Source organism: Citrobacter sp. XT1-2-2 (assembly GCF_023516235.1).
Lineage (GTDB): Bacteria > Pseudomonadota > Gammaproteobacteria > Enterobacterales > Enterobacteriaceae > Citrobacter > Citrobacter werkmanii.
This window is the reverse complement of sequence record NZ_CP097324.1, coordinates 38,080-63,027: the sequence shown is the minus strand read 5'-3', so window position 1 is coordinate 63,027 and position 24,948 is coordinate 38,080. Positions and strand designations below refer to the sequence as shown.

Genomic DNA, 24,948 nt, shown 5'->3' with positions numbered 1-24,948 from the left:
TGGCGCAAAGCGTATCTTAGCTCTGCGCCAGCATTTCACATCGCGCCTTCACGGCGTCATGCAGCAAGCGTACCGCCGTTGAAAGCTGCTTACGATGCGGGCAAATCATATTCAGCGGGACTTTCTCTCCCTGATAATCCGTCATCAGCAGCTGCAATCGCCCTTCGCGTACATCCTCGCTAACATCCAGCCACGACTTGTAGGCAATCCCCTCACCCGCAATCGCCAGCCGTCGGATCACTTCGGCATCATCGCTCATAATCGTGCCGTTGACCTGCACACTGCTGACCTCGCCGTCGTGCGTAAAAGTCCAGCGGTCGTGCAGGCGTCCACGTAAGACAAAGGTCATGGCGTTCAGCTGCACTAAATCTTCCGGGGTTTTCGGCGCACCGTTTTGTAAAACCCAATCCGGGGACGCCACCAGCACGCGTCGGTTACCCGGCGCAACGGGCAGCGCAATATATGACGCATCTTCGGTATTGCCATAACGAAATGCGACGTCGACAGGATCTTTAAAGACATCCGTCACCTGATCGGAGAAAAAGATCCGCAAACGCAGCGCAGGATAGCGGCGTCGAAAAGATTGAAAGACCGGCAGCAGCAAATTCCGCCCAAGATCGGAAGGAACGGCGATTTGCAGCGTGCCAGAAACTTCATCTTCCGGGGTCTGAATTTTTTGCAGCCCGGCATGCATCACGTCCAGCATCTGGCGGGCATAGGGCAACCAAATCTCGCCTTCCGGCGTCAGGCGCAGGCTGCGCGTGGAGCGAGCGAACAGGCGGATAGTCAACGTAGACTCCAGGCGCTTGATAGCAGAACTGACCTGAGCAGGCTGGACGCCGGCTTCGCGTGCCGCATCGCTAAAACTATTCAGCGCCGCGGCGCGGACAAACAACGTGAGATCTTCAAGCCGGAACATTTTCACTCCCCGAGTATAAGTCCTGTCGCCGTAGGGCTATTTTTCCCGTTCTGCTGCCGGTTTACCATCGAATTATTCAACTGATTCCTGTGACCGGAGAGAATATGAAAGCCATCGCCATTACCCGCGCCGCGACCGACGGCAATAACATTGAATTTTTACAAGAGATTGAGCTGCCCATGCCGGTCGCCAGCGGACATGACCTGCTGGTTGAAGTAAAGGCCATTTCCGTCAACCCCGTTGATACCAAGGTCCGCGAAGGTTTTAACGCTGATGTGCCGCGCGTACTGGGCTGGGATGCCGTTGGTGTGGTGAAGTCCGTGGGCGAAGCCGTTACTTTGTTCTCGCCTGGCGATGAAGTCTGGTACGCCGGAGCCCTGGGACGTGCGGGCAGTAACAGCGAATTTCAGTTAGTTGATGAACGAATCACCGCGCTGAAACCGCGATCGCTGGATAACGCCTCTGCGGCAGCGCTACCGCTGACCGCAATCACCGCCTGGGAAATGCTGTTCGACCGCCTGGGCATTGAGGAAAATGGCAACGAAGGCGATGTGTTACTGATTGTCGGCGCGGCTGGCGGCGTGGGTTCTATTCTGACGCAACTGGCCAGTAAGCTGACCAAAATGACCGTCATCGGCACCGCATCGCGTGCGGAAAGCCAGAAATGGGTACGTGAAGCGGGCGCTCATCATGTGATTGACCACAGCAAGCCGTTGACGGAAGAGCTGGCACGGATAGGTATTAAAGAGGTGACGCACGTTGCCAGCCTGAATAATACCGAACAGCACTACTCGCAAATTATTGCTGCCCTGGCTCCACAGGGGAAACTGGCGCTGATTGACGATCCGCAAACCCTTGATGCGCGTCCGCTGAAGGCCAAAAGCATTTCGCTGCACTGGGAGTTTATGTTTACCCGTTCGATGTTTACCACCCACGACATCATTGCCCAGCATCAGCTATTGACCCGCGTGGCCCAGTTGATCGACGACCACACCATCCATACCACGCTGGGCGGACATTTTGGCGCGATCACGGCGGCGAATCTGCAAAAAGCGCATGCGCAAATTGAAACGGGTCGCTCGGTCGGCAAGATTGTGCTGGAGGGGTTTTAACATGTCTGATGCAGAAGTGATTTCAATTATTGCCGTACTGAAAGCCAAACCAGGGAAAATCGATGCACTGAAACAGGCGCTACAAGCTCTCTTACTGCCCACGCGCCGGGAGGAGGGCAATATTGAGTATGCGTTGTTCCAGTTACGCGACACGCCAGATGTATTTTATGTGCGCGAATCCTGGCGCGGTCAGGCTGGCCTGGACGAACATATCGCCCTGCCGCATTTCCAGTCGTTTGTATTGCAAATGAACGATCTACTGGCCGAGCCGCTACGACTGGATTATCTGACGCCTATAGAGCCGTAATATTAATACCGTGCTCCTCTGCTGTTCGGGGGAGCACAATAAATATCAACTTGAGAATTTACTTAACTCAATAATAACTTAGAAAATAAAATAGACATGATCATTATCCTCTGAAAAACTGTGGCATTAGTCACAAAATTGACATTAAAGATATATCGTTAATATTCATTTTATTTCACAATAATAATAACCATATAAAAATAAATCACTCAGAAACACCCGCCGAATCTCCATCCCCTTACTTCCAGTACACACCATAAAATAATGTGAATGCAGAAATATAATTTCATAATAACAAGTATTGTTATTTTAATGGGGCAGGAGGAAATTAATTCACTAAGGCAATTCTGATAAAGATAGCTTTAGCCTCCCCCTGAAATTAACCATGAAGATGTCAATAATGGTTAATGAACTGTAGAGCAAAAATGGATATCGCCCAGGCGATTTAGACTTTACTGCAGGTTAGATAGCCTGCAAAAAGCAACAACAAGGAATGGATCATGTCTACACCCGCTAATTTTAATGGCCAACGCCCAGTGATTGATGTCAATGACGCAGTTATGTTGCTTATCGATCATCAAAGCGGCCTGTTCCAGACCGTTGGCGATATGCCAATGACTGAACTGCGTGCAAGAGCTACGGCTCTGGCAAAAATCGCCACCTTATGCAAAATGCCGGTGATTACCACCGCCTCTGTGCCGCAGGGGCCAAACGGTCCGCTTATTCCGGAAATTCATGAGAACGCGCCTCACGCACATTATGTCGCACGCAAAGGTGAAATTAACGCCTGGGATAACAAAGAGTTTGTTGCGGCGGTAAAAGCGACAGGCCGTAAGACACTGATTATTGCTGGTACCATCACCAGTGTATGCATGGCATTCCCGGCCATCAGCGCGGTAGCAGAAGGCTATAAAGTCTTTGCCGTCATCGATGCTTCCGGTACCTACAGCAAAATGGCGCAGGAGATCACCATGGCCCGCGTCGTACAGGCTGGTGTCGTGCCGATGGATACTGCCGCGGTTGCGTCTGAACTGCAGAAAACCTGGAATCGGGAAGACGCAGCGGAATGGGCTGAAGTCTATACCAAAATCTTCCCGGCTTATCAGTTACTGATTGAAAGCTATACCAAAGCCCAGGATGTTGTGAAAAATAACGAGCTGCTGGACTCTCAGCGCGCTTAACTTTTCCGATCTTGCACAAACGCCTGTTTCGTATAAGCAGGCGTTTTGTAATGCGCAGCATCAGCCCCTGTCAGCTATTACGTCCAGCCATAACACCGCCATCGACATCCCAGACAGCACCAGTCACCCAACCCGCCTTGTCGGACAGCAGGAACGCGACGGTTTCGGCAACGTCAAGCGGCTTACCGACCCGACCGATCGGGTGGAAACTGTCAAAGCTGTTCATCACACCTTGTACATCTTCTTTCGGGATAAACCCTTCATAGATGGGGGTATGCACGACCGCTGGCGAAACGGCGTTCACGCGAATCCCATGCGCACCCAGCTCAATAGCCAGATTTTTGGTTAAAGCATGCAGACCCGCTTTGGCCATCGAATAGGCCGATGAAGGTGTCGCGCCCACCGCTTGTTGCGCCCACATTGAACCAATATTCACGATGGCGCCGTTTATATTATCTGCCAACATATTGCGTACCACATCGCGGGTGATGAAAAACGTCGCCCGATTGAGGCTCATATATAGCTCATAATCTTCAACTTCATGTTCAGTAAAAGGTTTCGGGAAAAACACGCCAGCCGCATTCACTAACAGGTTGATGTCTTTATGATCAGCATTCACCGTTGCCATCACCTGCCTAACCCCCGCTTCCGACATCAGATCTGCCACAATGACGGAGACGTCACCCAGCTCCGCCAACGCCTGACGGGCCCGTTCCGCTTTCTCGGCGCGGTTGCCTACCAGCACCACGCTACCGCCGCCCTGGAGGATCAGTTTCGCCGTTTCGAACCCCATCCCACTGGTCCCACCCACCACTAATAATTTCTTTCCGGCAAAGAATGCGCTCATCGTTAACCTCGTTTAAAGAATTCGTTGACGCGCTAAAGATGCCACTCGGCTCAGGAGTTGACGACTGAGAAGAAATAGCATCTCAAGAAAGAAAATCTATCTCGCTGGCGTATACTGGAAACAGTTAATAAGAATGGAAAAAAGCAGATGCGTTCACTCAATCGGCTAAAATGGTTACACGCTTTTGAAGCCACCGCCCGCCATGGCAGCTTCACCGGCGCGGCGCAGGAACTGGGCGTGACGCCTGCAGCCGTTGGTCAACTGGTGCGTGCGCTGGAAGATTGGGTAGGCCATCCACTGTTACATCGCACCCGCACGGGCAAAGAACGTCTCACGCTGGTCAGCGAAGCACAGGACGCATTGCGCGACATCACTCTGGGACTGGATAACCTGGAATCCGGACTCAACAAACTGCGCGGCCGTCGGGCGCGCTCGGTGGTGATCATTACCGCGTCGCAGGTCCTGGTCATGAACTGGTTGATGAGTCGTCTCAATCGTTTCTCACAAACGCATGAAAACATCGAATTACGTTTGAATGTGACGGAAAAGCTGATGGATGTCGCCCACGGCGAAGCCGATCTGGGCGTACGCTGCGGCAAAGGTGACTGGCCCGGCGTCAATAAAACCTGGTTAATGGATGAAGAAGCCGTTCTGGTCTGCAGCCCACGAATTGTACCGGTAGATAAAATCGCCTGCGGGGAATGGCTGGCCGCGCAAAAGCTGATCCACGACGATACCCCCCACCCCGGCGCTCATTTTCCTGCCTGGGATGATGTCTTGAACGCTACCCATTCCCCGACCGTCCGCGATAGTGGACTGCACATTAACTCCACCTCTGCGGTGATCCTGGCGGCAATCAGCGGCCAGGGGGTGGCTATCGTTCGTCGGGCGCTGGTTCAGCAGTTACTTACCGACGGACAGCTGGTGCAACTTCATCCCGACACCCGTTGGCCGCTGGCGTGGTCATACTACATCGTCACGCCGCAACACGCGGTAATGCGTCCGGAAGTGAAAATCTTTAATGACTGGCTGATTGCGGATGTGCTGGCAGAAATCGCAGCTATCTCTGCTATGATGCCTGCACACAAATAAAACAAAACAACATGCCGAGGGAAAGATGGGTTCCACCAGAAGAGGGATGATGAACGTCCTGATTGCCGCCGTATTATGGGGAAGTTCGGGCGTTTGTGCACAGTACATCATGGAGCAAAGTCAGATGTCATCTCAGTTCCTGACCATGACGCGTCTGATTTTCGCCGGACTTATTCTGCTGATGCTCTCTTTCGTTCACGGCGACAAAGTATTCTCCATTATCAAAAACCGCAAAGACGCGATTAGCCTGCTGATTTTCTCGGTGGTAGGCGCGCTTACCGTACAGTTGACCTTTCTGTTAACTATTGAAAAATCTAACGCCGCCACTGCGACGGTACTGCAATTTTTATCACCAACCATCATCGTGGCGTGGTTTTCCGTAGTACGTAAAGCGCGACCAGGCATTTTGGTGCTAACCGCGATCCTGACCTCGCTCATTGGCACGTTCCTGTTGGTCACCCACGGTAACCCGACATCGCTGTCTATCTCACCTGCCGCGCTGTTCTGGGGAATTGCCTCCGCATTTGCCGCCGCGTTTTATACCACCTACCCTTCAACGCTTATCGCGCGCTACGGTACGCTGCCGGTTGTTGGCTGGAGTATGTTAATTGGCGGGATGATCCTGCTGCCGTTTTATGCCGGGCAGGGAACCCACTTTGTCGTCAATGGCAGTTTGATTCTGGCATTTTTCTATCTGGTGGTTATCGGTACGTCACTGACGTTTAGCCTGTACCTGAAAGGTGCGCAGATGATTGGCGGCCCGAAAGCGAGCATTTTGAGCTGCGCGGAACCGCTAAGCAGCGCGTTGCTGTCTCTGCTGCTGTTAGGCATTACGTTCACCCTGCCTGACTGGCTGGGCACGATGCTGATCCTCTCGTCGGTAGTGCTGATCTCAATGGACTCACGTCGCCGCGCCAGAGCGGTTTAACCCCAACCGGCGCGGCAACGGGTTAATTACCAGCCCGGAACCGCGCCGCCGTTGAAGATGGATTCCGCCGCTTTTGCCACTTCCGGTGATTGATAAGATTGCAGAAATTCTTTCACGTTTTCGGCATCTTTGTTGTCTTCTCGCGCCACCAGGATATTCACATACGGCGAGTTCTTATCTTCGATAAATACGCTGTCATGCACCGGGGAAAGTCCGGTTTGTTGGATATAAGTGGTACTGATAATAGCCACATCCACTTTCCGATCGTCCAGTACGCGTGGTAGCTGCGCGCCTTCCAGCTCCATGATATTCAGATGCCGTGGATTATCAGTAATATCCAGTGCCGTAGGCAGCAGGCCTGTCCCCGCTTTCAGGGTGATTAACTTTTCTTTTTGCAGCAACAACAGCGCCCGCCCAAGGTTGGTCGGATCGTTAGGTATTGCAATCGTTGCGCCGTCTTTCAGTTCCGCTACCGTTTTGATTTTCTTCGAATAACCGGCCATTGGAAAAACAAAGGTATTTCCCACCGCCACCAGCTTATAGTTATGCGCTTTATTATCCTGTTCAAGGAACGGACGATGCTGGAAGACGTTGGCATCCAGCTCACCATGATTAGTGGCATCGTTGGGTAATAATGAACCGCTGAAGCCCACCAGCTCGACGTCCAGGCCGTATTTCTCTTTGGCTACTTTCTTCGCGACCTCCGCCACGTCCTGCTCTGCGCCGTTAATCACGCCCACTTTAATATGTTTCGCGTCGTTGCTCTGCTGATCGCACCCTGCCAGCAATAATCCCGCCAGTAATACCACCGTCCCGGCTGCAAAATGAGGTATCTTCAGTTTCACGTTTTTATCCTTTTGAAATAACCGCCTGATGAGTAATGAAATGACTATAGCGGGAAGGCCACTGCGGTTTAAAAAACGAAAAAGCATCAGCAAGAAGAAAAAAGCATAATGGAAAAAAGGATAATGGAAAAAAGGATAATTAGTCAGAATGTGCCGTGAGCTCATCAATGGAAAGCCCGGTAATCATCAGCACCAGTTCACGATCGATGCCCTTCTCAAGCATGGCATGGGCGATCCGCAACGCTTCATCCTTTTTGCCTTCGAGTTTGCCTTCCAGCAATCCTGTTCTTCGCCCCGACTCACGTAAGCATTCTGCAATCGTCATTTATCTCTCCTTATGTCTGGGAACACGCCTGGCAACCTCGCGAATAAACGCTTCAAAACGCGGTGCGCTGCCGGACTGTACCAGGTAATTAAATAGCGTTTCTACCTGACTGTCATTAGCGTGTCCCTTAATCAGCAGGGCAACCAGTTTATCGACCAGCACCATCAAATCGCGCTCACGTATATGCTTTTGGACAAGTTCCAGTAGCGCCATGCGCCGATGCTGCATAATCTCGTCATCAGACACCACTGTGATGTCTACCAGCGGGAAAGCCGCGCCATAAAGCTGCCGCGCAGTTTCTGAATCGTCAAACTCATCCAGCCAGCACAGTGAAAAAGGGTACGGGCTAGCAACGCCATGATAAAAAAGTATCGGCACCACTAGCGGCAGCGTTTTGTTTCCGGCATCAAGATGGCTCTGCATCGCGGCAATGGCATAACGCATCATCCGGAACGCCATATGCGCATCCGGCGAACTCTGGTGTTCAATCAACGCATAGATATAGCCTTTTCCAGTCCTTGTTTTTAGTGACCACAGTACATCGGAATATCTGACACGCAGGTCTTCCTCAATAAAACTCCCGGATTCCAGCTTCAGTGTGTTCAGATCGCAAAGTTCACGCAATGACGCTGGGAGATAGGTATCAAGAAAATCCCTCGCCGTTTCTGGATGGTTTAAGAACTTTTTAAAAACTGCATCATGCGGGGTAGAAGTTGTAGGATTTTTCATGGCGATCCGTCACCAAAAGAACAAGATGACGGAACCTTACTCGCCAGCAGCGCAACCAACATTAGGGAAACTCTTCATCTGCGAGGCGCTTTGGCGAATAAATACATACTTTTGCAATGTATTCATTTTCCGGGAATGGTGTTCGCAAAAATGCCCGGTGAAACCTAACGCTTACCAGGCATCTTTTATGCACCATCCGGCGATAACAACGTCACACCATCTCTTTCACTATCTCCATTAACCTGGCGACATCTTCAGGGCGGGTATTACCCGTTTGTGGATCGATAATCGAGCTGTAAACATGCGGCATCACGCGGGGCACTCCCGCCTCCAGACAGGTTTTCAGGATAATGCCGAAGTTATCGAGATCGATCCCGCCCGTCGGTTCAATCAGCGTCATGCCGTTGCGCGCAGCGGTCGTCGCCAGTGCGTACAGCTCTGGCAGCGACAGCTCTCCCCCCATGGGGAAAAACTTCGCCGCGTGCGCCCCTGAATCCAACATCATCCGTACCGCTGCATCGCAGGAAACGCGGGCAGGCGTGCCCTGGCTACTGCAAACGCCCGTCGAGATCAGCACTTCCCCCGGTGTGCCCGTCGGGCTGACCAGCGCATTGATATGGGTTTGTTCGCCGCCCGTTGCCGCCAGCGCCCCTGCCGCAAACCCGCAGCCGGTAAAGGTCTGGTTGACGTGCGCCGGATGAACCGCTGAGGCTATCATCGCCGCTTTGTAATACTGTGCCGGGTCGCCAGCCCCCAATCCGACGGAGATCGACGGCACCTCCGTCATCCAGCGTTTAACTTCCCGAACGCCCTCATCAACTGACGTAAACTGCGCGGAAAGCACGCCGATCACCGCATGGCCTTCAGCGGCATCATAGATTTCCCGGGCATTGGCGATATCCTTCGCCAGCACGTTAATGGCCACTTTATTCCGATAAAAATTAATGTGCTGCATGGTCTGCAATCTCCTTTAATCGCGCTACGATCAACGCCATTTCCCCTTCTGCGACCGTACGCGGGTCAAGACTAAAAACGCCCTGATGAAGGTTGTAACGACGAGCGTAAATCGCGATATCGCCCCCGCGAAGTTGCGCTTCTACAGCATAAGCATCCAGCCCCAGTGCCTGCGCGTTCACCCGGATTCGAATCCGCCAGATGGCGCGTCCGGCTTCGTCCTGCTCGATATCGGCGTCCAGTCCGTGAATCGCTGATATCGCCTGTGCCACGGGCTGGAGTTCCTCAGCAGTCACCACAGCCTGCCCCTGATGGTAGTTTTCCAGGGCATACACCAGCCCGACCATATTCTCTTTGCCGATTTTCATCGCCCGGGCAATCCCGTGGTGTTGCGCTTTACACGCGGCAATCCACTGTTTCTTACCGGTGATAAACCCGGAGGTCGGCGCATTAAAGGCTTTTGCCCCGCTGTAGACCACCATATCCGCCCCGCTCGCCACCCAGGCGTGTAAATCCTCCTCGGCGGCGGCATCAACAATCAGCGGCAGATTGTGAACCTGCGCGACCTGCACAAAATCCGCAATGCTCAACATGCCCTTCTGCACGCAATGGTGCGATTTCACGTACAACAGCGCGGCGGTGTTATCGGTAATCGCGCTCTCCAACTGCCAGCGGGCCGCCAGATTACTTGAGCCGACTTCCACCACGCGACCACCGCCCAGGCGAATAGCGCTGGTGATTGGCGCCCCGTAGTCAACGTTATGCCCGCGCAGCATGACCACTTCATTCGCCATACCTGTGCTATCAGGCATTAGCGAGACTCGCGCCGGGTCGCCGCGGGTAATGGCTGCGGCGACAGAGATAGCAATACCCGCCGACGCACAAGAGGTGATATAGCTGTCCTCCGCGCCGGTATAGCGGGAAACCAGCTCGCCGGTGCGGTCCACCAGCCGATCGATTTCAACAAAGGCTGAGGCCGCCCGCGCGGTGGCCTGCATCACCTCCGGCGCTACGCTGGAAACGCCCAGAATCGTCATCTTGCCGCAGGCGTTAATGACCTGTTTTAGCCCCAGTTGTTGATAAATATTCTGTGTCATGGCTTACAGCACTCCCAACAGCGAACAAACCACGCTGAGCGCGACAATTGACAGCAGGATCGTGGTGTAACGTGGCCCTTTCTTCACCAGATAAAAGTAGATGGCGAACACCGCCGCCAGCGGCAACAGGCCGGGGGCAATAGAGTCGAGAATTTGCTGAACCACCACTTCAGAGCCTTTCAGGGCGCTGAGTTTTAGCGGGGTGGTGATCTTGACGTAACTCGCAGAAAGCGCGCCCATCATGATCAGACCCAGCACGTTAGCACCGTAGATAAGCTCCTTAATTCGCCCTCCCTGCAGCAGACCGATAATCGAGTCACGCCCCAGCGTATAACCTTTGTGGACCATGCCGTAGCTGATTGCCAGCGTAATAGCAGGATAGAGAATTAACGGTACAATTCCGCCCATCGCGCTGCCATTGGCGGCGAACGGGATGAAAATAGCAATTAACAGCGGCATAACGGCGGCCCAGATAATGGAGTCGCCCATCCCGGCCAGTGGTCCCATTAAGCCAGTTTTAATCCCGGTGATCGAAGCGTCGCTAATCGGCTCGCCGCGCGTTTTCTGCTCCTCCATCGCAATGGAAATCCCCTGAATCACCGCCCCGAACGTTTGCTCCGAGTTGAAGAAGTTCAGATGGCGTTTCAGCGCTTCCACCTGCTCCTCTTTTTGCGGGTATAGTTTTTTGATGATCGGTGTCATCGAGGCGCAGAAAATCAGGCTTTGCAAACGCTCATAGGAGCTGGAAACTTCCGCACCCAGCCAGTAGATAAACCAGGCTTTGGTGATATCTGCTTTGGTCAGCGTGCCGCTTTCACGTGCACGCCCCACCAGTTCATGCTGCATTACGTCGCTGCTCATCATGCTGCTCCTTCATTTTTCGCCAGACCTTTAATCAGGAAGGCCACGCAGGTACCAAAGATTGCCATCGCCATGATGTCCACCTTCAGGTACAGCACTGCAAAGAATCCGCCGATAAACCACGGCAGCAGGCTCTTTTTACCGATCACCATAATGGTGATGGCAAAGCCCAGCGCCGGCAGAATGCCGCCCATAATTTCAAAGGAGTGTGTGAGCCAGTGCGGCATCAGCTTCAGGAAGCTTTCCACCACGTCCTGACCAAAATAGTTAGCGGCAAAGACCACCGGGAAACGCAGCACCAGCCCGAGTAACGCCGGGTAGAGGAACGCACAGCGCATAATCCCCGCCATGTTGGCCGTTTCCGCGTGCTTGTCGGCCATATGTACCCACGCGGCGTTTAACGTACGACGCAACTGGTCGAGGAACACACCGATAACGCCAAACGGGATCGCCAGTGCGATGGCCAGGTTCGGGTCCATTCCGGCCTTCACGGCGATAGGAATTGAAATACAGGCAGCCAGCGCCGGATCCGACGGGACGTTGCCGCCCGGCGTAGAGGTCACGCCGAGGTAAACCAGTTGCATACCTGCGCCGATGATCATCGCCGTTTCCATGTTGCCTAACAGCAGGCCAACGAATACGGCAATCACCACCGGCTGTAGCAGCATGGCGGAAAAGGTGTAGCCAAGGCGTAATCGGGCAAACCAGTAATACAACCCCATCAGGCTTGCAAAGACTAAAGTATCCATAGTTAAGTACCCTGTTATCAACGAATTAGAATTTTTTCAGGATATCGTCCAGCGACTGCGGCTTATCTTCCGGGATAGTCTGGAAGAACACCTGAATCCCACGATCTTTCAGGTCGCTCAGAATGCCGACGTCTTTTTCATCCAGCGTGATGTTCTGGAATACCGCTTTGCGGTTTGGCCCACCGCCCAGCCCACCGACCTGAATGGTGGAGACATCAAAACCCAACTGGACCGCCTCCTGGACCGCAGCCAGAGAGGGGAACAGCACCAGAACCTTGCCGTCACCAAGCTGATTTTCTTTCCATGCGGCGGCAAAACTCTGGTTACCGAAGCAATCCACTTTGATATTTGGCGGCGCTGCCATCAGGTAGATATTTTTCATAAATGGGTCGGCGTCCAGCTCATCGCTAACCACCGCAATCCGGTTTGCCTGAGATTGTCCAACCCACTTAGTCACAACCTGACCATGAATCAGACGGCTATCGATACGACATAAAACGATGTTTGCCATGATGTTTAATCCTTATTGTGATTGTTGTAATTGACGTACGTGAGCAACAACGTCCAGGCAGCTGCTCCGCCCGGCCTCGACCAGTTCGGCCACACAGGCGGTCAGTTGACCGTGCTCGCGTTTGTCCAGCGCCTCCAGTAACAAAGAGGCATTCAGCCCGGAAATGACTGCCACCGGGTAATCGGCGCTCAGCCGCGCCGCAACATTAGAAGTGGTGCCGCCAATAAAATCGGTCAGGATCAGTGAGCCTTCCGGCATGGCTTTCACCACGACTTCGACGCGCTGATAAAACTCGCCGAGCGTATCAACGGGCATCAACGCAATTTCGGTCACGCCTTTGATTTCGCCCATCACCATGCGCAGGCTGTTGCAAAGCTGTTGCCCCCAGCCGCCATGGGTCAGCAGCAGGATCTGGGGCAAGGATTCAGTGGTAGTCAAAATGGCCTCCTGGCTCGATTACATAGACATAGGTAAACAGAGCAAAGGCTGTGCCAGAATTTGTGTCACACGGGGGAGTTGTGGATGCTGGCGGGGCGCAAAGCCCCACCAGACAAGAGATTAGCTATACAGCAGTTCGTAGATATAAAAATATTCCGCGTCCGATAAGCGAATGGCATAGGCCTCTTCGATCGGCAGGAAAGCCGATTTAATGACACTAAACGCGCGGATATCAAGATCCGGCTTGTTCTCTAACGCCATCTGTAACGGTTTGCGGTTAATCACGATACGCTCAACCATACAGCAGCAGTGGATCAGGAAGCGCAGTGTCACCTGGCGGCTCGGTTTTAGCGAAAGCACGGTGGTCAGATGATTCAGCACACCTTCCATCTCTTTCAGAATGCGCTGCGGGTTAAGCACCGAAATGTGGTTAATGATGCTTTCCATGGTCAACGCGCTGATGAAACGCATTGCGCTGCGCTCCATCTCCAGACGACGTTCACTGCTGGAGAGATCCGGCGTCAACAGGCTGAGCACCAGTTCGGGTCCCTGCTCAGAGAACAACTCCTCGAGCGAGATAAACGGTATATCCGGCAGTCCCGGCTGGAAAGTGCCAACGATCCCCGCCAGACGCTCGCTGGCGTTAATCGCCTGCTGAACGCGCTCCAGGCTGCGGACTTCGTTATAGTCGAGGATCACCATCCGCGTGTCCTGCGACATCAGCTCGCCGAAGCTCTCTTCCAGCACCTTTTTGATTTTTTCCGCCGTACCCATACCGGTAATACAGGAGATGACCAGCACTTTACCGCTGTTTTCCTGCTGCGGCGTACAGAGCTGACAGGGAATATTTTTGCTCTGCATTAATGCCGCCAGCTGCGGTAACTCACTGGTTTCATAGCTTAAATCCAGTCCTACCTCCAACAAGCTGGTGAGCGTAATATTTGGCATCAACAGAACGTCTATCTGGAATAATTTGCTGATCGTGCTGCCAAAATGGACCAATGAGCCAATATCCACCATCAGGATCAGTCGGCGATATTGCCGGGCCTGGATCATCTGCGTCAGGGCTTCCAGCGTATCATGCACCGACTGCTCGAAAGGCATATCAATAGCGCTGAACAGCTCGCGCTCCAGCACGCGATTCACATACTGCGCCTGGCTGGTGGCGGTCGTCGCGCCGTGAGCAATCAAAATCACCCCGCAGTCCGGGCTGGCGTCAATTCGTTGGCGGTAATGCCGACACTCTTTGAGGAACAGACACAGCCAGACCACCTCCGTCGCCGGACACTGAATATGCAGCAGTTCGTTGATTTTTCGGCATAACAGCGTGGCGTTTTCGTATTCATCTTTACAGCGGTCGAGGATCAGACTGGAAGAATAAAGCTGGGGAATAAGCCCGCGCTGCACGTAGCCAATCAGCGCCAGAAAGTGTTTGCGCAGCGGGTTAACCAGATTCTCCGGCAGCGTGAAACCAAGCACTTGCTCAACGCAGCCGATCAGCAGCGTCACGCGTTCTTCTATCTGATCGCCATAGCGCGGGGGATGCGCCACGCTGTCGCGGCTGTAGAGACCGTATTCAAAAATCGAGCTGAGTTTGTTTTTAAGTATCGCCAGGGTTTCAGCTGGCGGAACATTGCTGTTACGCAGGTTGATATATTCCCGGGTCAGGAAGCTGTAAAAGAGATCGCTCTCTTCAATTTCGGCTCCGGTCGCCAGCGAATTTTTCAGTGCGGGCAGCGTACGGGCGTCGATGCTTAGGTGCTCTTTGCCTTCAAACAGCGCTCCCACCAGCAGGCGTTGTTCCGGCGTGGCGTTAAACGGCATTTCTGCCAGACGTTTATCCAGCTGTAGCGTATCGCTGTGTTCCGTCATCCCCGAGGCCCAGGCCTGGGCGCAGAGAAACTGAATGTCGCTCTTGAGCTGACCAATATTGCCTTCCAGCGGCTTATTCAGCAGCCAGAGCAGCAGGGTACGGTCGATGCTTATCGTGCGTTCGATTTTACGGCTCTCACGCTGTAAAAAGCCGACGATAAGTTCAACCTGCTCTTCCACCGAGCGCTGGCGGATGCCGGGTAAATCGATGCACACCTGAATACGTCGCTGGAAGGTGCGCAGCAGCGCCGAGCTGACCGGTTCGGTGGTTGCACAAATCAGACGGACCGAAATAGAACGCGCCACGGCGCTTGAGCCGAGCGGTCGGTATTCGCCTTTGTCGAGAATTGAGAACAGCTTTTCCTGACCTTCATACGGCAGGCGATGCACTTCATCAAGCAGCAGATAACCGCCGTCAGCCTGCTCGACCAGACCCGGTTTATTCTCATTTGCGCCGGTAAAGGCCCCCTGTCGATGGCCAAATAAATGGGACGAGAGCAGCTCCGGGTTATGGGCGTATTCCGCGCAGTTAAAATAGACCAGCGGCGGCGATGTTCCCGTTGCGCGTTCGCAGGCAAAACGGTGCATCAGTTCGGCGAAAAAGGTTTTGCCCACGCCGGAAGGACCGGTCAGCAGAACGTGCAGCCCGTGGGGATAAAGCACCGCCGCGCGGCCTTTTTCCACCGCATCGCGCAGACTGCGATCGTAACCAATCAGGCCGAAAAAGGGATCGTCTGTCGCCTGGGCTTCCTGAACAGGCAACAGATCGGCAACGGTTTGCACTTCGCGCTCGGACTCATCCAGTTTGCGTCCCAGCAGCGTTTCAATCGTCTGACGATGCAGAAAGAATACCGGACGTCCGCGACTTTTAATCGCCAGACCGTCATTCCAGAGTTGATTGAGATCTTTACTGACCGAGTTACGCGCCAGCCCAAGATTAAAGCCGATGGCCTCCGCGGTGAACGCCGTTTCCTGCGCCAGTTGGGCAAGATTCAGTCCTCGCGTCAGCCGTTCCAGCTCTCCCAGTATTATCTCAATCCGTCTCATCTCTTTACCGCTTAAGAAATAAATGATTGTTCAGAACATACACTATTCTGCTGCGCAAGAAAGTGAGGCGGCATCCAGACCTTCCGGTCATCAAAATGTTTTCGACAAATAATGGCGCGCGGCACCGGTTTCCGGGAAGTTATCGAGGGTCATTTGCAGCTGATAGCCGTTTTTCTGATAAAACGGCAGCGCCTGGAAACTCATCGTATCCACCAGCGCATGCAGACACCCTCTCTCACGCGCGGTTTGTTCCGCCGCCTGCATCAATTTTGTGCCGTAACCGCCTTTACGCAGCGAATCATGCATCCATAAAAACTCAATGCATAGCCATTCGCCTTTAATTTTGCCGATCAACCCGCCCAGAATTTCATTGTGCTCATCGCGCCAGTACACCGCCAGGTCGCCAAAATTGGTGGTTCTGAGAAACTGGCGATTGTACGCACGCAATCCGGCCAGCAGCGCGTTTTGATCGTCTTCGGTAACCGTATCGGTAATCTGTATTTGCATCCTATCCTCCTGAAAAACTACAACGTCTGGCTGATTTAGTTTTAGGCATTAACACAGGCTGATGAGTGAGTCGTATGCCGTCTACACTTACTCTTGAGATGATGCGCATAGACAACAAGGATTATTATCATGAAACGAGTCATTTTTCCGATTATTGCCGTCCTTTTCACGCTACCCGCACTGGTACAAGCCGACTCGGCGTATGGCGGACTGCAGGCAGTGCACGAAAAAAACACCGTTATGAAGGACTTACGTAAGATTTGCACCCCGCAAGGGTCGCCATCGGATGAGGTATGGGAAAAAACGATTATGGCTGATACGCGTAATCAGCAGCACATCCGCGAAGCCATTCTGGCAATACAAAGAAATAACCAGAACAACTACTGGGAAGCGCTTGGCAAAGTGGAATGCCCGGATTTATAGGCGTTTATGTTGTAAAATGAGTACTGTAACCGGTTTCTGTATCGTAAAAACACGTATTGTTGCCTGAATGAATCAATAGCAATGGAGCAACAATATGCGATACCGTTTTCCTGAAAACTTCTGGTGGGGCAGTGCCTGCTCGGCGCTACAAACCGAAGGCGATAGCCTGAACGGCGGTAAAAGCCCGACCACGTGGGATGTGTGGTTCGACCGCCAGCCAGGTCGTTTCCATCAGGGGGTTGGCCCGGCGAACACCTCGGGCTTTTATCAGCACTGGAAACAGGACATCGCACTGCTCAAACAGCTGAAACACAATAGCTTCCGTACATCTCTGAGCTGGTCACGCCTGATCCCGGACGGCACCGGTGAGGTTAATCCTGAGGCCGTCGATTTTTATAATAACGTCATCGACGAGTTGCTGGCGCAAGGCATAACGCCATTTATCACCCTGTTCCACTTCGACATGCCGATGGTGATGCAGGAAAAAGGCGGCTGGGAAAACCGTGAAGTGGTTGAGGCGTTTGGCCGCTACGCACAGACGTGTTTCAAATTGTTCGGCAACCGCGTTAAGCACTGGTTCACCTTCAACGAGCCGATTGTTCCTGTAGAAGGCGGTTATTTGTATGACTTCCATTATCCTAACGTGGTGGATTTCAAGCGTGCCGCCACTGTGGCGTACCATACCGTGCTGGCGCATGCGACGGCGGTGCGGGCGTATCGTGATGCAAACCATGACGGTGAAATTGGCGTAGTGCTGAATTTAACGCCTTCGTATCCGCGCTCGCAGCATCCGGCAGATGTCAAAGCCGCGCACCATGCGGATCTGCTGTTTAATCGCAGCTTCCTCGACCCGGTACTGAAAGGGGAATATCCGGCGGATCTGGTGGCATTGCTGAAAGAGTACGATCAGCTTCCGGCCTGCCAGCCAGGCGATGCGCAGTTGATCGCCGACGGCAAAATCGACCTGCTGGGGATTAACTATTACCAGCCGCGTCGTGTGAAATGTCGCGATACGGCAGTCAATCCGAATGCGCCGTTTATGCCGGAGTGGCTGTTTGATTACTATGAAATGCCGGGACGTAAAATGAACCCTTACCGCGGCTGGGAAATTTATGAGCCGGGTATTTACGATATTATTACCAATCTTCGCGATAATTACGGTAACCCACGCTGCTTTATTTCAGAAAACGGTATGGGTGTAGAAAACGAACAGCGCTTTATTCAGGAAGGACAAGTTAACGATAGCTACCGTATTGAATTTATTACTGAGCATCTGAAATGGCTACATAAAGGCATTAGCGAAGGCTGTCATTGTCTTGGCTACCATATGTGGACCTTTATTGATAACTGGTCATGGCTCAACGGCTATAAAAACCGCTACGGTTTTGTCCAGCTGGATTTAGAAACACAAAAACGTACAGTGAAAAAGAGCGGCGAATGGTTTGCCCATACCGCCGAAAATAATGGTTTTGATTGATTAAGTTGCCGGATAACCGTGTTGACTGAAAACGATGCGCCATCCGGCAACAGTTTTCACTGAATCCGGACCTTCATCGTTACCAGAAGCGCTGTCAGCAGCATCAGGCTGCCCGAGAGCATCAGGGGCGACAGCAGTCCGAGGTTATCGAGCGCATAGCCTCCCACCGCAGCCCCGCAGGTATTGGCAAGCTGGATCACGGCGACCTGGACGGATCCGGCTTTTTCTGCCTGATCGGCAAGCGAGCGGGTGATCCACGTCGACCAGCCAACCGGTACCAGCGCAAACGCCAGCCCCCAGATAATCGCAATGCCCGCGGCCACCACTTTATCGTTACCCCACAAAATCAGGACCAGCGCGCTGAGCGCCAGCACCAGCGGCGCACCGGCCAGGGCCAGTTTGACCGAGCGCTTCAGAATCACCGAAGAGAACGACGTCCCGACAAAGCTGGCGATACCAAAACTCAACAGCACCAGCGTCAGGCCATCAACATCAAAGCCCGCCAGATTCATATAGACAGGGCGAATATAGGTAAAGAAGGCGAACTGCCCGGCGAAGGACATGAAGATAGCAATCATCCCGGCCATTACTCCGGGGCGCTGCAGCAGGCTGAACATATTTTGCTTGTGATGCGCAGGTTCGCCCGGCAGCGAAGGCAGCGCTCTCACCCCCCAGATGGTGCACAGCACGCCCATTACCGCCGCCGCGTTAAACACGTTGCGCCAGCCGATGATGCCGCCCAAAAAGCTCCCCAACGGCGCGGCAATCACCAGCGCGATGGACACCGCGCCAAATATCACCGACAGCGCTTTCGGTACCGTACGCGCGGGAACCAGACGCATGGTCAGCGACGCTGACATCGCCCAAAACCCGCCGAGCGCCAGCCCCAGACAGGCACGACCGATCAGCAGGAGCGTAAAAGAGTTAGCAAATGAAACCAGCAGGCAGGAAAGCGTCAGCAGAACCGAAAACAGGATCACCACATAGCGACGATCGGTCGCCTGGATAATTTGCGTCACAAACAGGCTGGCGAACATGGCGACAAACGCCGTCACGGTCACTGATTGTCCGGCAACGCCTTCTGAAATGCCCAGATCCTGCGCCATTGGCGTCAGCAGGCTAACGGGCAGAAACTCAACGGTTATCAGGCAGGCAACACAGAACGCCACGGCGAATACCGCCGACCAGTTTGGCCGGGTATTTACCTCAGCGCGGGATTTTTGTTCAACAGCGTCACTCATTTTGTTACCTGCGTGGGGTTATTGTAGAAAAGTTACGCATTGTAACATTAAAAGTGTGACGTATTTAACGTTTTGACAACTCTCACCGCCGGATGGCGGCGTCGCCTTATCCGGCCTACGGCTGAGCTCTTTTGTCGGCCTGATAAGCGTAGCGCCATCAGGCATCACTATCAGTGCAGCCAGTGCACGCCATCTTCAGGTTGGAAAAAGGCGTTATAGCGCATCTGGAACGCGTTAAGCTCCTGCATATCCGGCTCCATTTCACGTAGAAACCCGAGCGCCAGGCGCACCTGCGCGTCGGTGATCGGGGCGGCCAGGCGAGATTTTTGTAGCAGGCGGTGCCACTGCAGCAGGTTCTGCTCGCTGCCGTCGACAATGACGATTTGCCAGATTAACAATACCTGGGCGGCATTTTGCAGATGCGATTCATCAGGGCGGTGCAGGTACTGTAAAAACGCCTCCCCCTGTACTTTTCCCATCTGGTCAATCATCGATTCTACTGGTACTACATCAATACTCAGTCGCTCACTCAGACGGCGAATGGCCCGTCGTGATCCGGACGTCAGCACCCGGAAACCCACTACAAAAACAACCACCAACGTGGCCAGCATTATCCAAATCATTAATGACGATACCGCCCGTTTAAACTAATTTTTCCGAGAGTGACTGACAGGCTTCGCGCACCCACTGCGAATATTGTGGAATACAATTTTTTGGCATTTGTAGTTCAACGCCGCTGATACTTATTGCCGCAATCACGTCTTTATTACGGTTAAAAACCGGTGCGGCAATGCAATAGATGCCAGGGGAGTCTTCGGCGTTATCAAAGACCCAGCCTTGCTCGCGGATTCTGGCAAATTCCTTCATTAATGCTTTTTTGCTGGTAATGGTGGTTTCGGTATATCGTGGCAACACTTCATCAGGCAACAGCTCATCAATTTTATCTTGCGGCAGCCAGGCACAAAGCGCTTTGCCCACACCGGAGCTGTGCATCGGTAATTTTTTACCGACCCAGGTCCGAATGCCAATCGGCTGGGTATTCTCCAGCTTCATAAGATAAATTGGCGCGACTTCATCCAATATACCTAAGTGACAGGTCAGGTCCGTTTGCTGACGCAGTTTTTCCAAAACAGGAAGTGCCGCATTACGAATATCAAATTGTTCCAACGAACGATTTCCCCATTCGTACAGCTTCAAGCCCAAAAAGAAACGTCCCTTTTCCAGGCGCAAAAGATGATGCGCAACCAGTGCATTTAGCAGGGAAGACGTGCTGCTTTTTGGTAATGCCAGATCCTGCTGAATCTGACTGAAGGTCGCTCCTGGGGAGTTAAAAAGATAATTACAGATTTTTACTGTCTTATCCAATGCGGGAACAGAGGTCGTAATGTCTTGGTTCATGCGCTATTAATCTTTTTTATTCATAGACTCTGCACAGTATACCGCAATCACTTTTCTCAGGAATGCGGCTTTTTTGCACATACGCAAACTGGGCTCTATTACCTAAATTTTATACCCACAAACCCGATCCATCTCACAGTTGTTCATTTGTTCTGCAAAAAACGTTGACGAACGATTTGGATATTTGCTGTACTAACTTCAATATACAGAACATGAGTTCCATATACAGAACTAAAGGAGTGGCAATGTTGAACATTTTTAAGGGCATCTTCCCGCCAGTACCGACTATCGTTGACGAAAGCGGGGAATTGGATCGCGCTGGAATGGCAGTAATGATTGACCATGTGATTAGCAATGGTGCCGACGGAATGCTCATTCTGGGCAGTGGCGGCGAATTTTCCCATTTCTCGTCCGAACAAAGAAAGCAAATTGCAGAGTTTAGCCTGCAGCATGTTGCCGGTAGAGTTCCTGTTCTTATTGGTATCGCCTGCGCCAGCACAGCGGAAACTATCCAACTTGGAAGGCATGCTGAAAACGCGGGCGCAAAAGGAGTACTGGTAGTCAATCCTTATTATGCAAAACTCAGCGATGAGGCCCGCTTTACGCATTACAAACGAATTGCTGAAGCGCTAAGCATTCCCGTCTTCTTATATAATTTTCCAGAACTAACTGGCCAGGATATTGGTATAAATGTCATCACTCGCCTTGCCCGCGAAGTACCAAATATCGTTGGCATTAAAGATACAATTGATAACATTAGCCACACCAGGGAAGTTATCAATCAGGTTCACTGTTTCCGCCCAGATTTTATCATTTTTAGCGGCTATGACGAATATTTACTTGATACATTATTACTCGGTGGACATGGCGGCATTCCGGCAACATTTAACTTTGCGCCTCATATTACACGCGGAATTTATCAGGCGATTCAGCAGAACGATCTCGCTACCGCCAAAGCACTTCAACAACAACTTGCCGGATTATCACCTTTATATGCCTTAGAACAACCTTTCTTTGCCGTTATCAAGACCGCCATTAAATTAAGTGGCGTGGATATATCAACTGCAGTTGTCCCGCCAGCATTACCGTTAAATGAAGAAAAAAGAGAACAGGTTAAAAATATTTTATCCCGTATTACGGTATAAACCAGCATGAGAGCAAAGATAATGAACATCAACCCTGTATTAAAATTGAATCCCAAAGATGATGTGGTTATCGCAAGGCAGGCTGTCCCCGCAGGCACCCGGCTTGAAGAAGAGCACATTACTGTACTCAGTGATATTCCCGCAGGGCATAAAATCGCCCTGCATGCACTGAAGGTTGGCGATGCGGTCAGACGTTATGGGCAAATTATTGGCTTCGCAACTCAGCCCATTAAGCCTGGCGAACACATCCACATGCATAATTTGGGAATGGGTGACTTTGAACGCGACTATGCCTGGGGTGAAGATTGCCATTCACCTTCTCCAGCCCCTCAACAGGATACCTTTATGGGTATCCGCCGCGCCGATGGCCGTGCAGCTACACGTAATTACATCGGTATTTTAAGCTCCGTAAACTGTAGTGCCACGGTCGTAAGAGCTATTGAGGATCACTTCCGTCTGCAGGGTCTTGCAGATTACCCGAATGTTGATGGCGTGGTGTCATTACCACAAAGTTTTGGCTGTGCTATTGGCTCTAAAAGTGAATCAATGGACGTCATGAGACGTACGATGGCCGGTTATGCCACCCATGCCAACTTTGCCGGCGTAATCATCGTTGGACTGGGATGCGAATCCAGTCAAATTCAAGACATGATGAATGCCCATGGACTAGCCGATGGCCCAATGATGCACAGTTATACCATTCAGGATGTGGGCGGTACACGTCACGCCATTGAGAAAGGAATTTCCCTGGTTAACCAAATGTTGCCCGTTGCTAACCAGGTAACACGTCAACCTATCCCTGCATCAGAAATCATACTCGCGCTCGAATGTGGCGGTTCCGACAGCTATTCCGGGATCTCAGCCAATCCAGCTCTGGGCTATGCGGTAGATAAACTGGTGCAACAAGGCGGAACAGCGATTTTATCTGAAACCTCTGAAATTTATGGTGCAGAACATCTTCTTACCCGCCGTGCCGTTTCCCGCGAGATAGGTGAAAAACTCATTGCCCGCATTCACTGGTGGGAAGAGTATTGTCGCCGCACCGGAAGTGAAATGAACAATAACCCCTCGGCGGGTAACAAAGTCGGCGGACTGACGACAATTCTGGAAAAATCACTTGGTGGTATTGCTAAAGCGGGTACAACCAATCTGACAGAAGTGTATGAGTATGCTGAACCGGTAACCGCGAAGGGTTTTGTCTTTATGGATACCCCTGGATATGACCCTATTGCCGTCACGGGGCAAATCGCCGGAGGAGCAAATCTTCTGTGTTTCACCACAGGCCGAGGTTCTGCCTTTGGTTCCAAGCCAACCCCAAGCTTGAAGCTGGCCACCAATAATGCGCTTTGGCAACGCCAACAGGAGGATATGGATATTAATTGCGGAACCATTGTCGAGGGGGAAGAATCCATTGCAGAAGTCGGTGAACGTATCTACCAGATGATCCTTGAGATGGCATCAGGTAAAAAAACGAAGAGTGAGGAATTTGGCTATGGCAGTCAAGAATTCGTCCCCTGGACTGTTGGCTCCATAATGTAACACTCCACAAGATAATAATACCTCGTACCGCCATACTCATTATGAGTATGGCAAGGAGCCCTTATGTCTATTGTTAACGTAAATACTGAAGAAGAAAAATTAAAGGCAACAACAGTAAGGTGGCGCATATTTATTATTATGCTCTTATTAGGTGCTATTAACTATATTGACCGCACCTCTCTTTCTATTGCTATGCCTTATATTACAGATGAATTTGGTATTACCGATACTCGCGTTGTTGGTGTGATTCATAGTGCCTTTTTCTGGGCTTATGCATTAATGCAAATTCCTAGTGGGGTCATTGCTGATAAATTCAAAGCCAGACATATCATTGCGCTGGCCACTATCTTATGGGGAGCATTTCAAGCCGTTGCGGCTCTGTGTCACTCTATTTTCACCCTTTCACTTTCTCGTCTGGGGTTAGGCGTCACTGAATCTCCAATCATGCCCGCCGGCGCGAAGTTAATGGGTACATGGTTAACGCCAACCGAACGCGGACGTGGTTCGATGCTACTTGATGGCGGCGCGCCATTGGGTACGGCACTGGGTGCGGTGATCATCGCCGGACTTATTGCCTTTTTCGACTCATGGCGTATGGCATTCGTGGTGGCTGGTGTGGGAACCATGATTGTCGGTTTACTGGCCTGGTGGTACATCCGCACTTATCCATCAGAACACCCCAGCATCAATAAAGCTGAACTAGACCATATTGTTGCGGCAAACGGTGCTGAAACCAGTAGCAAGAAATACCGTCTGGCCGATATCAAACCTTACCTGAAACAACGTAATGTGATTGCACTTATCTGTGGCTGGGTCTGCTACAGCTTCGTGTTCTATGGCCTGATGACCTGGCTACCGCTCTATTTCCAGGCCACCTACGGTTTTGATATCAAATCGATGGGCGGAGCAATGGCGCTGATCTTCCTGGTGTGTTTTGTCGGCCAACTGACTGGCGGCTACATTATGGATAAATGGCGCAGCAAAGGAGCAAAAACAAGCCGCGTTATGCATACGATGTTGGCGATTTCGGCTACCACCGCTGGTGTTGGTATTTTCCTTTGCGCACAAAGCTCGACGCCAGCCGTCGCAATTACCTTGCTCACTATTGCCCTTTTTCCCCTGCGATGGGCCAGCGTTTACTGGTCAATACCCGGACTACTGGGCGCACAATCAGTTGCAGGCACCATTTGCGGAACCATGAACTTCACCAGTAATTTGTTTGCAGCCATCCTGCCTATTTTTATCGGTTTCCTGGTGCAATCCACGGGGAACTATTACGCAGCGATGATGTTCTTTGCGCTGGCTGCTGTGGGTTATCTCATCTGCTCGCTGCTGATCAACTTTGATAAAAAAATGGTCATTACTGACGAGTAATCCGCCTGAATCTGGCCCGTTTACGGGCCA

Annotated in this window: 24 protein-coding genes and 1 pseudogene; 10 read left to right on the top strand and 15 right to left on the bottom strand. The window is 52.0% G+C overall.

Translation table 11 applies throughout. From position 1 onward, the window contains the following. Positions 1–16: 16 nt before the first annotated feature. Entirely contained in the window at positions 17–919 is a 903-nt protein-coding gene (locus M4I31_RS00305; RefSeq protein ID WP_085049122.1) for a LysR family transcriptional regulator, read from the bottom strand. Between the two features lie 104 nt (positions 920–1,023). Here M4I31_RS00305 and M4I31_RS00300 point away from each other — a divergent pair, with 104 nt between their 5' ends. From M4I31_RS00300 to M4I31_RS00290, 3 genes are all read left to right on the top strand, one after another. Further along, positions 1,024–2,031 (top strand): zinc-binding alcohol dehydrogenase family protein, encoded by a 1,008-nt coding sequence (locus M4I31_RS00300; protein ID WP_085049123.1) that lies wholly within the window; start codon positions 1,024–1,026, stop codon positions 2,029–2,031. Between the two features lies 1 nt (position 2,032). Beyond that, a complete protein-coding gene (locus M4I31_RS00295) occupies positions 2,033–2,338 on the top strand; it encodes a putative quinol monooxygenase (RefSeq protein ID WP_042311525.1) in 306 nt (101 codons plus the stop codon). A gap of 500 nt (positions 2,339–2,838) precedes the next feature. Continuing rightward, positions 2,839–3,519 (top strand): hydrolase, encoded by a 681-nt coding sequence (locus tag M4I31_RS00290; protein ID WP_038635572.1) that lies wholly within the window; start codon positions 2,839–2,841, stop codon positions 3,517–3,519. Positions 3,520–3,589: 70 nt separating this feature from the next. Here the strand turns inward: M4I31_RS00290 and M4I31_RS00285 are convergent, their stop codons facing one another. Beyond that, a complete protein-coding gene (locus M4I31_RS00285; protein WP_085049124.1) occupies positions 3,590–4,366 on the bottom strand; it encodes an SDR family NAD(P)-dependent oxidoreductase in 777 nt (258 codons plus the stop codon). A gap of 147 nt (positions 4,367–4,513) precedes the next feature. On the opposite strand from M4I31_RS00285, the gene M4I31_RS00280 reads away from it, so the two are divergent. Next, entirely contained in the window at positions 4,514–5,458 is a 945-nt protein-coding gene (locus M4I31_RS00280) for a LysR substrate-binding domain-containing protein (protein ID WP_085049125.1), read from the top strand. A gap of 25 nt (positions 5,459–5,483) precedes the next feature. After that, positions 5,484–6,386: a carboxylate/amino acid/amine transporter gene (locus M4I31_RS00275; protein ID WP_085049126.1), complete on the top strand. Its 903-nt coding sequence runs from the start codon at positions 5,484–5,486 to the stop codon at positions 6,384–6,386. A gap of 26 nt (positions 6,387–6,412) precedes the next feature. On the opposite strand, the gene nlpA is transcribed toward M4I31_RS00275, so the two are convergent. From nlpA to M4I31_RS00225, 10 genes and pseudogenes are all read right to left on the bottom strand, one after another. Continuing rightward, a complete protein-coding gene (nlpA, locus tag M4I31_RS00270) occupies positions 6,413–7,231 on the bottom strand; it encodes a lipoprotein NlpA (protein WP_069323679.1) in 819 nt (272 codons plus the stop codon). A gap of 139 nt (positions 7,232–7,370) precedes the next feature. Further along, a pseudogene (locus M4I31_RS00265) lies at positions 7,371–8,285 on the bottom strand (Rpn family recombination-promoting nuclease/putative transposase). Between the two features lie 211 nt (positions 8,286–8,496). Then, positions 8,497–9,240, bottom strand: coding sequence for a 2-dehydro-3-deoxy-phosphogluconate aldolase (locus tag M4I31_RS00260; protein WP_085049127.1), 744 nt, complete (start codon positions 9,238–9,240; stop codon positions 8,497–8,499). Further along, positions 9,227–10,336 (bottom strand): D-glucosaminate-6-phosphate ammonia lyase, encoded by a 1,110-nt coding sequence (dgaE, locus tag M4I31_RS00255; RefSeq protein ID WP_085049128.1) that lies wholly within the window; start codon positions 10,334–10,336, stop codon positions 9,227–9,229. The genes M4I31_RS00260 and dgaE overlap by 14 nt, the downstream gene beginning before the upstream one ends. A gap of 3 nt (positions 10,337–10,339) precedes the next feature. After that, positions 10,340–11,200 (bottom strand): PTS system mannose/fructose/sorbose family transporter subunit IID, encoded by an 861-nt coding sequence (locus M4I31_RS00250; protein ID WP_176281248.1) that lies wholly within the window; start codon positions 11,198–11,200, stop codon positions 10,340–10,342. After that, positions 11,197–11,946: a PTS sugar transporter subunit IIC gene (locus tag M4I31_RS00245; RefSeq protein ID WP_003023960.1), complete on the bottom strand. Its 750-nt coding sequence runs from the start codon at positions 11,944–11,946 to the stop codon at positions 11,197–11,199. The genes M4I31_RS00250 and M4I31_RS00245 overlap by 4 nt, the downstream gene beginning before the upstream one ends. Positions 11,947–11,971: 25 nt before the next feature. Then, positions 11,972–12,457 (bottom strand): PTS system mannose/fructose/N-acetylgalactosamine-transporter subunit IIB, encoded by a 486-nt coding sequence (locus M4I31_RS00240; RefSeq protein ID WP_085049130.1) that lies wholly within the window; start codon positions 12,455–12,457, stop codon positions 11,972–11,974. A gap of 12 nt (positions 12,458–12,469) precedes the next feature. Continuing rightward, positions 12,470–12,895 (bottom strand): PTS sugar transporter subunit IIA, encoded by a 426-nt coding sequence (locus tag M4I31_RS00235; protein ID WP_038635600.1) that lies wholly within the window; start codon positions 12,893–12,895, stop codon positions 12,470–12,472. 120 nt (positions 12,896–13,015) lie between these two features. Continuing rightward, positions 13,016–15,814: a transcriptional regulator DagR gene (dagR, locus tag M4I31_RS00230; RefSeq protein ID WP_085049131.1), complete on the bottom strand. Its 2,799-nt coding sequence runs from the start codon at positions 15,812–15,814 to the stop codon at positions 13,016–13,018. 90 nt (positions 15,815–15,904) lie between these two features. After that, entirely contained in the window at positions 15,905–16,321 is a 417-nt protein-coding gene (locus M4I31_RS00225; RefSeq protein ID WP_038635605.1) for a GNAT family N-acetyltransferase, read from the bottom strand. 129 nt (positions 16,322–16,450) lie between these two features. Here M4I31_RS00225 and M4I31_RS00220 point away from each other — a divergent pair, with 129 nt between their 5' ends. Further along, positions 16,451–16,744 (top strand): YicS family protein, encoded by a 294-nt coding sequence (locus M4I31_RS00220; protein WP_038635608.1) that lies wholly within the window; start codon positions 16,451–16,453, stop codon positions 16,742–16,744. Positions 16,745–16,838: 94 nt separating this feature from the next. Then, on the top strand, positions 16,839–18,221 hold the full coding sequence (locus M4I31_RS00215) for a glycoside hydrolase family 1 protein (protein ID WP_085049132.1): 1,383 nt from the start codon (positions 16,839–16,841) through the stop codon (positions 18,219–18,221). 56 nt (positions 18,222–18,277) lie between these two features. Here M4I31_RS00215 and nepI read toward each other — a convergent pair whose 3' ends face one another. The 3 genes from nepI to M4I31_RS00200 all read right to left on the bottom strand — a co-directional run bounded on the left by nepI (position 18,278) and on the right by M4I31_RS00200 (position 20,860). Continuing rightward, the gene (gene nepI / locus M4I31_RS00210; protein ID WP_085049133.1) at positions 18,278–19,462 is read right to left on the bottom strand and encodes a purine ribonucleoside efflux pump NepI; all 1,185 of its coding nucleotides are present in this window, start codon (positions 19,460–19,462) and stop codon (positions 18,278–18,280) included. A 170-nt stretch (positions 19,463–19,632) separates the two neighbouring features. Beyond that, positions 19,633–20,085: a DUF1198 family protein gene (locus M4I31_RS00205; protein WP_038635635.1), complete on the bottom strand. Its 453-nt coding sequence runs from the start codon at positions 20,083–20,085 to the stop codon at positions 19,633–19,635. 19 nt (positions 20,086–20,104) lie between these two features. After that, positions 20,105–20,860 (bottom strand): IclR family transcriptional regulator, encoded by a 756-nt coding sequence (locus M4I31_RS00200; protein ID WP_038635638.1) that lies wholly within the window; start codon positions 20,858–20,860, stop codon positions 20,105–20,107. A 245-nt stretch (positions 20,861–21,105) separates the two neighbouring features. Between M4I31_RS00200 and M4I31_RS00195 the strand changes: the two genes are divergently transcribed. The 3 genes from M4I31_RS00195 (at position 21,106) to M4I31_RS00185 (ending at position 24,918) form a co-directional block, all read left to right on the top strand. After that, positions 21,106–22,005, top strand: coding sequence for a dihydrodipicolinate synthase family protein (locus M4I31_RS00195; protein WP_085049134.1), 900 nt, complete (start codon positions 21,106–21,108; stop codon positions 22,003–22,005). A gap of 21 nt (positions 22,006–22,026) precedes the next feature. After that, a complete protein-coding gene (locus M4I31_RS00190) occupies positions 22,027–23,544 on the top strand; it encodes a UxaA family hydrolase (RefSeq protein WP_085049135.1) in 1,518 nt (505 codons plus the stop codon). Positions 23,545–23,607: 63 nt separating this feature from the next. Continuing rightward, the gene (locus tag M4I31_RS00185) at positions 23,608–24,918 is read left to right on the top strand and encodes an MFS transporter (protein WP_085049136.1); all 1,311 of its coding nucleotides are present in this window, start codon (positions 23,608–23,610) and stop codon (positions 24,916–24,918) included. Positions 24,919–24,948: the final 30 nt, after the last annotated feature.

What these genes read in the sequence shown, in the direction of transcription:
- dagR (WP_085049131.1), bottom strand. Translation starts at nt 15,814, where the DNA reads ATGAGACGGATTGAGATAATACTGGGAGAGCTGGAACGGCTGACGCGA.
- M4I31_RS00305 (WP_085049122.1), bottom strand. Translation starts at nt 919, where the DNA reads ATGTTCCGGCTTGAAGATCTCACGTTGTTTGTCCGCGCCGCGGCGCTG.
- M4I31_RS00215 (WP_085049132.1), top strand. Translation starts at nt 16,839, where the DNA reads ATGCGATACCGTTTTCCTGAAAACTTCTGGTGGGGCAGTGCCTGCTCG.
- M4I31_RS00295 (WP_042311525.1), top strand. Translation starts at nt 2,033, where the DNA reads ATGTCTGATGCAGAAGTGATTTCAATTATTGCCGTACTGAAAGCCAAA.
- dgaE (WP_085049128.1), bottom strand. Translation starts at nt 10,336, where the DNA reads ATGACACAGAATATTTATCAACAACTGGGGCTAAAACAGGTCATTAAC.
- M4I31_RS00280 (WP_085049125.1), top strand. Translation starts at nt 4,514, where the DNA reads ATGCGTTCACTCAATCGGCTAAAATGGTTACACGCTTTTGAAGCCACC.
- M4I31_RS00245 (WP_003023960.1), bottom strand. Translation starts at nt 11,946, where the DNA reads ATGGATACTTTAGTCTTTGCAAGCCTGATGGGGTTGTATTACTGGTTT.
- M4I31_RS00225 (WP_038635605.1), bottom strand. Translation starts at nt 16,321, where the DNA reads ATGCAAATACAGATTACCGATACGGTTACCGAAGACGATCAAAACGCG.
- M4I31_RS00240 (WP_085049130.1), bottom strand. Translation starts at nt 12,457, where the DNA reads ATGGCAAACATCGTTTTATGTCGTATCGATAGCCGTCTGATTCATGGT.
- M4I31_RS00285 (WP_085049124.1), bottom strand. Translation starts at nt 4,366, where the DNA reads ATGAGCGCATTCTTTGCCGGAAAGAAATTATTAGTGGTGGGTGGGACC.
- M4I31_RS00200 (WP_038635638.1), bottom strand. Translation starts at nt 20,860, where the DNA reads ATGAACCAAGACATTACGACCTCTGTTCCCGCATTGGATAAGACAGTA.
- M4I31_RS00260 (WP_085049127.1), bottom strand. Translation starts at nt 9,240, where the DNA reads ATGCAGCACATTAATTTTTATCGGAATAAAGTGGCCATTAACGTGCTG.
- M4I31_RS00185 (WP_085049136.1), top strand. Translation starts at nt 23,608, where the DNA reads ATGTCTATTGTTAACGTAAATACTGAAGAAGAAAAATTAAAGGCAACA.
- M4I31_RS00190 (WP_085049135.1), top strand. Translation starts at nt 22,027, where the DNA reads ATGAACATCAACCCTGTATTAAAATTGAATCCCAAAGATGATGTGGTT.
- nepI (WP_085049133.1), bottom strand. Translation starts at nt 19,462, where the DNA reads ATGAGTGACGCTGTTGAACAAAAATCCCGCGCTGAGGTAAATACCCGG.
- M4I31_RS00300 (WP_085049123.1), top strand. Translation starts at nt 1,024, where the DNA reads ATGAAAGCCATCGCCATTACCCGCGCCGCGACCGACGGCAATAACATT.
- M4I31_RS00275 (WP_085049126.1), top strand. Translation starts at nt 5,484, where the DNA reads ATGGGTTCCACCAGAAGAGGGATGATGAACGTCCTGATTGCCGCCGTA.
- M4I31_RS00250 (WP_176281248.1), bottom strand. Translation starts at nt 11,200, where the DNA reads ATGATGAGCAGCGACGTAATGCAGCATGAACTGGTGGGGCGTGCACGT.
- M4I31_RS00205 (WP_038635635.1), bottom strand. Translation starts at nt 20,085, where the DNA reads ATGATTTGGATAATGCTGGCCACGTTGGTGGTTGTTTTTGTAGTGGGT.
- M4I31_RS00195 (WP_085049134.1), top strand. Translation starts at nt 21,106, where the DNA reads ATGTTGAACATTTTTAAGGGCATCTTCCCGCCAGTACCGACTATCGTT.
- M4I31_RS00220 (WP_038635608.1), top strand. Translation starts at nt 16,451, where the DNA reads ATGAAACGAGTCATTTTTCCGATTATTGCCGTCCTTTTCACGCTACCC.
- M4I31_RS00290 (WP_038635572.1), top strand. Translation starts at nt 2,839, where the DNA reads ATGTCTACACCCGCTAATTTTAATGGCCAACGCCCAGTGATTGATGTC.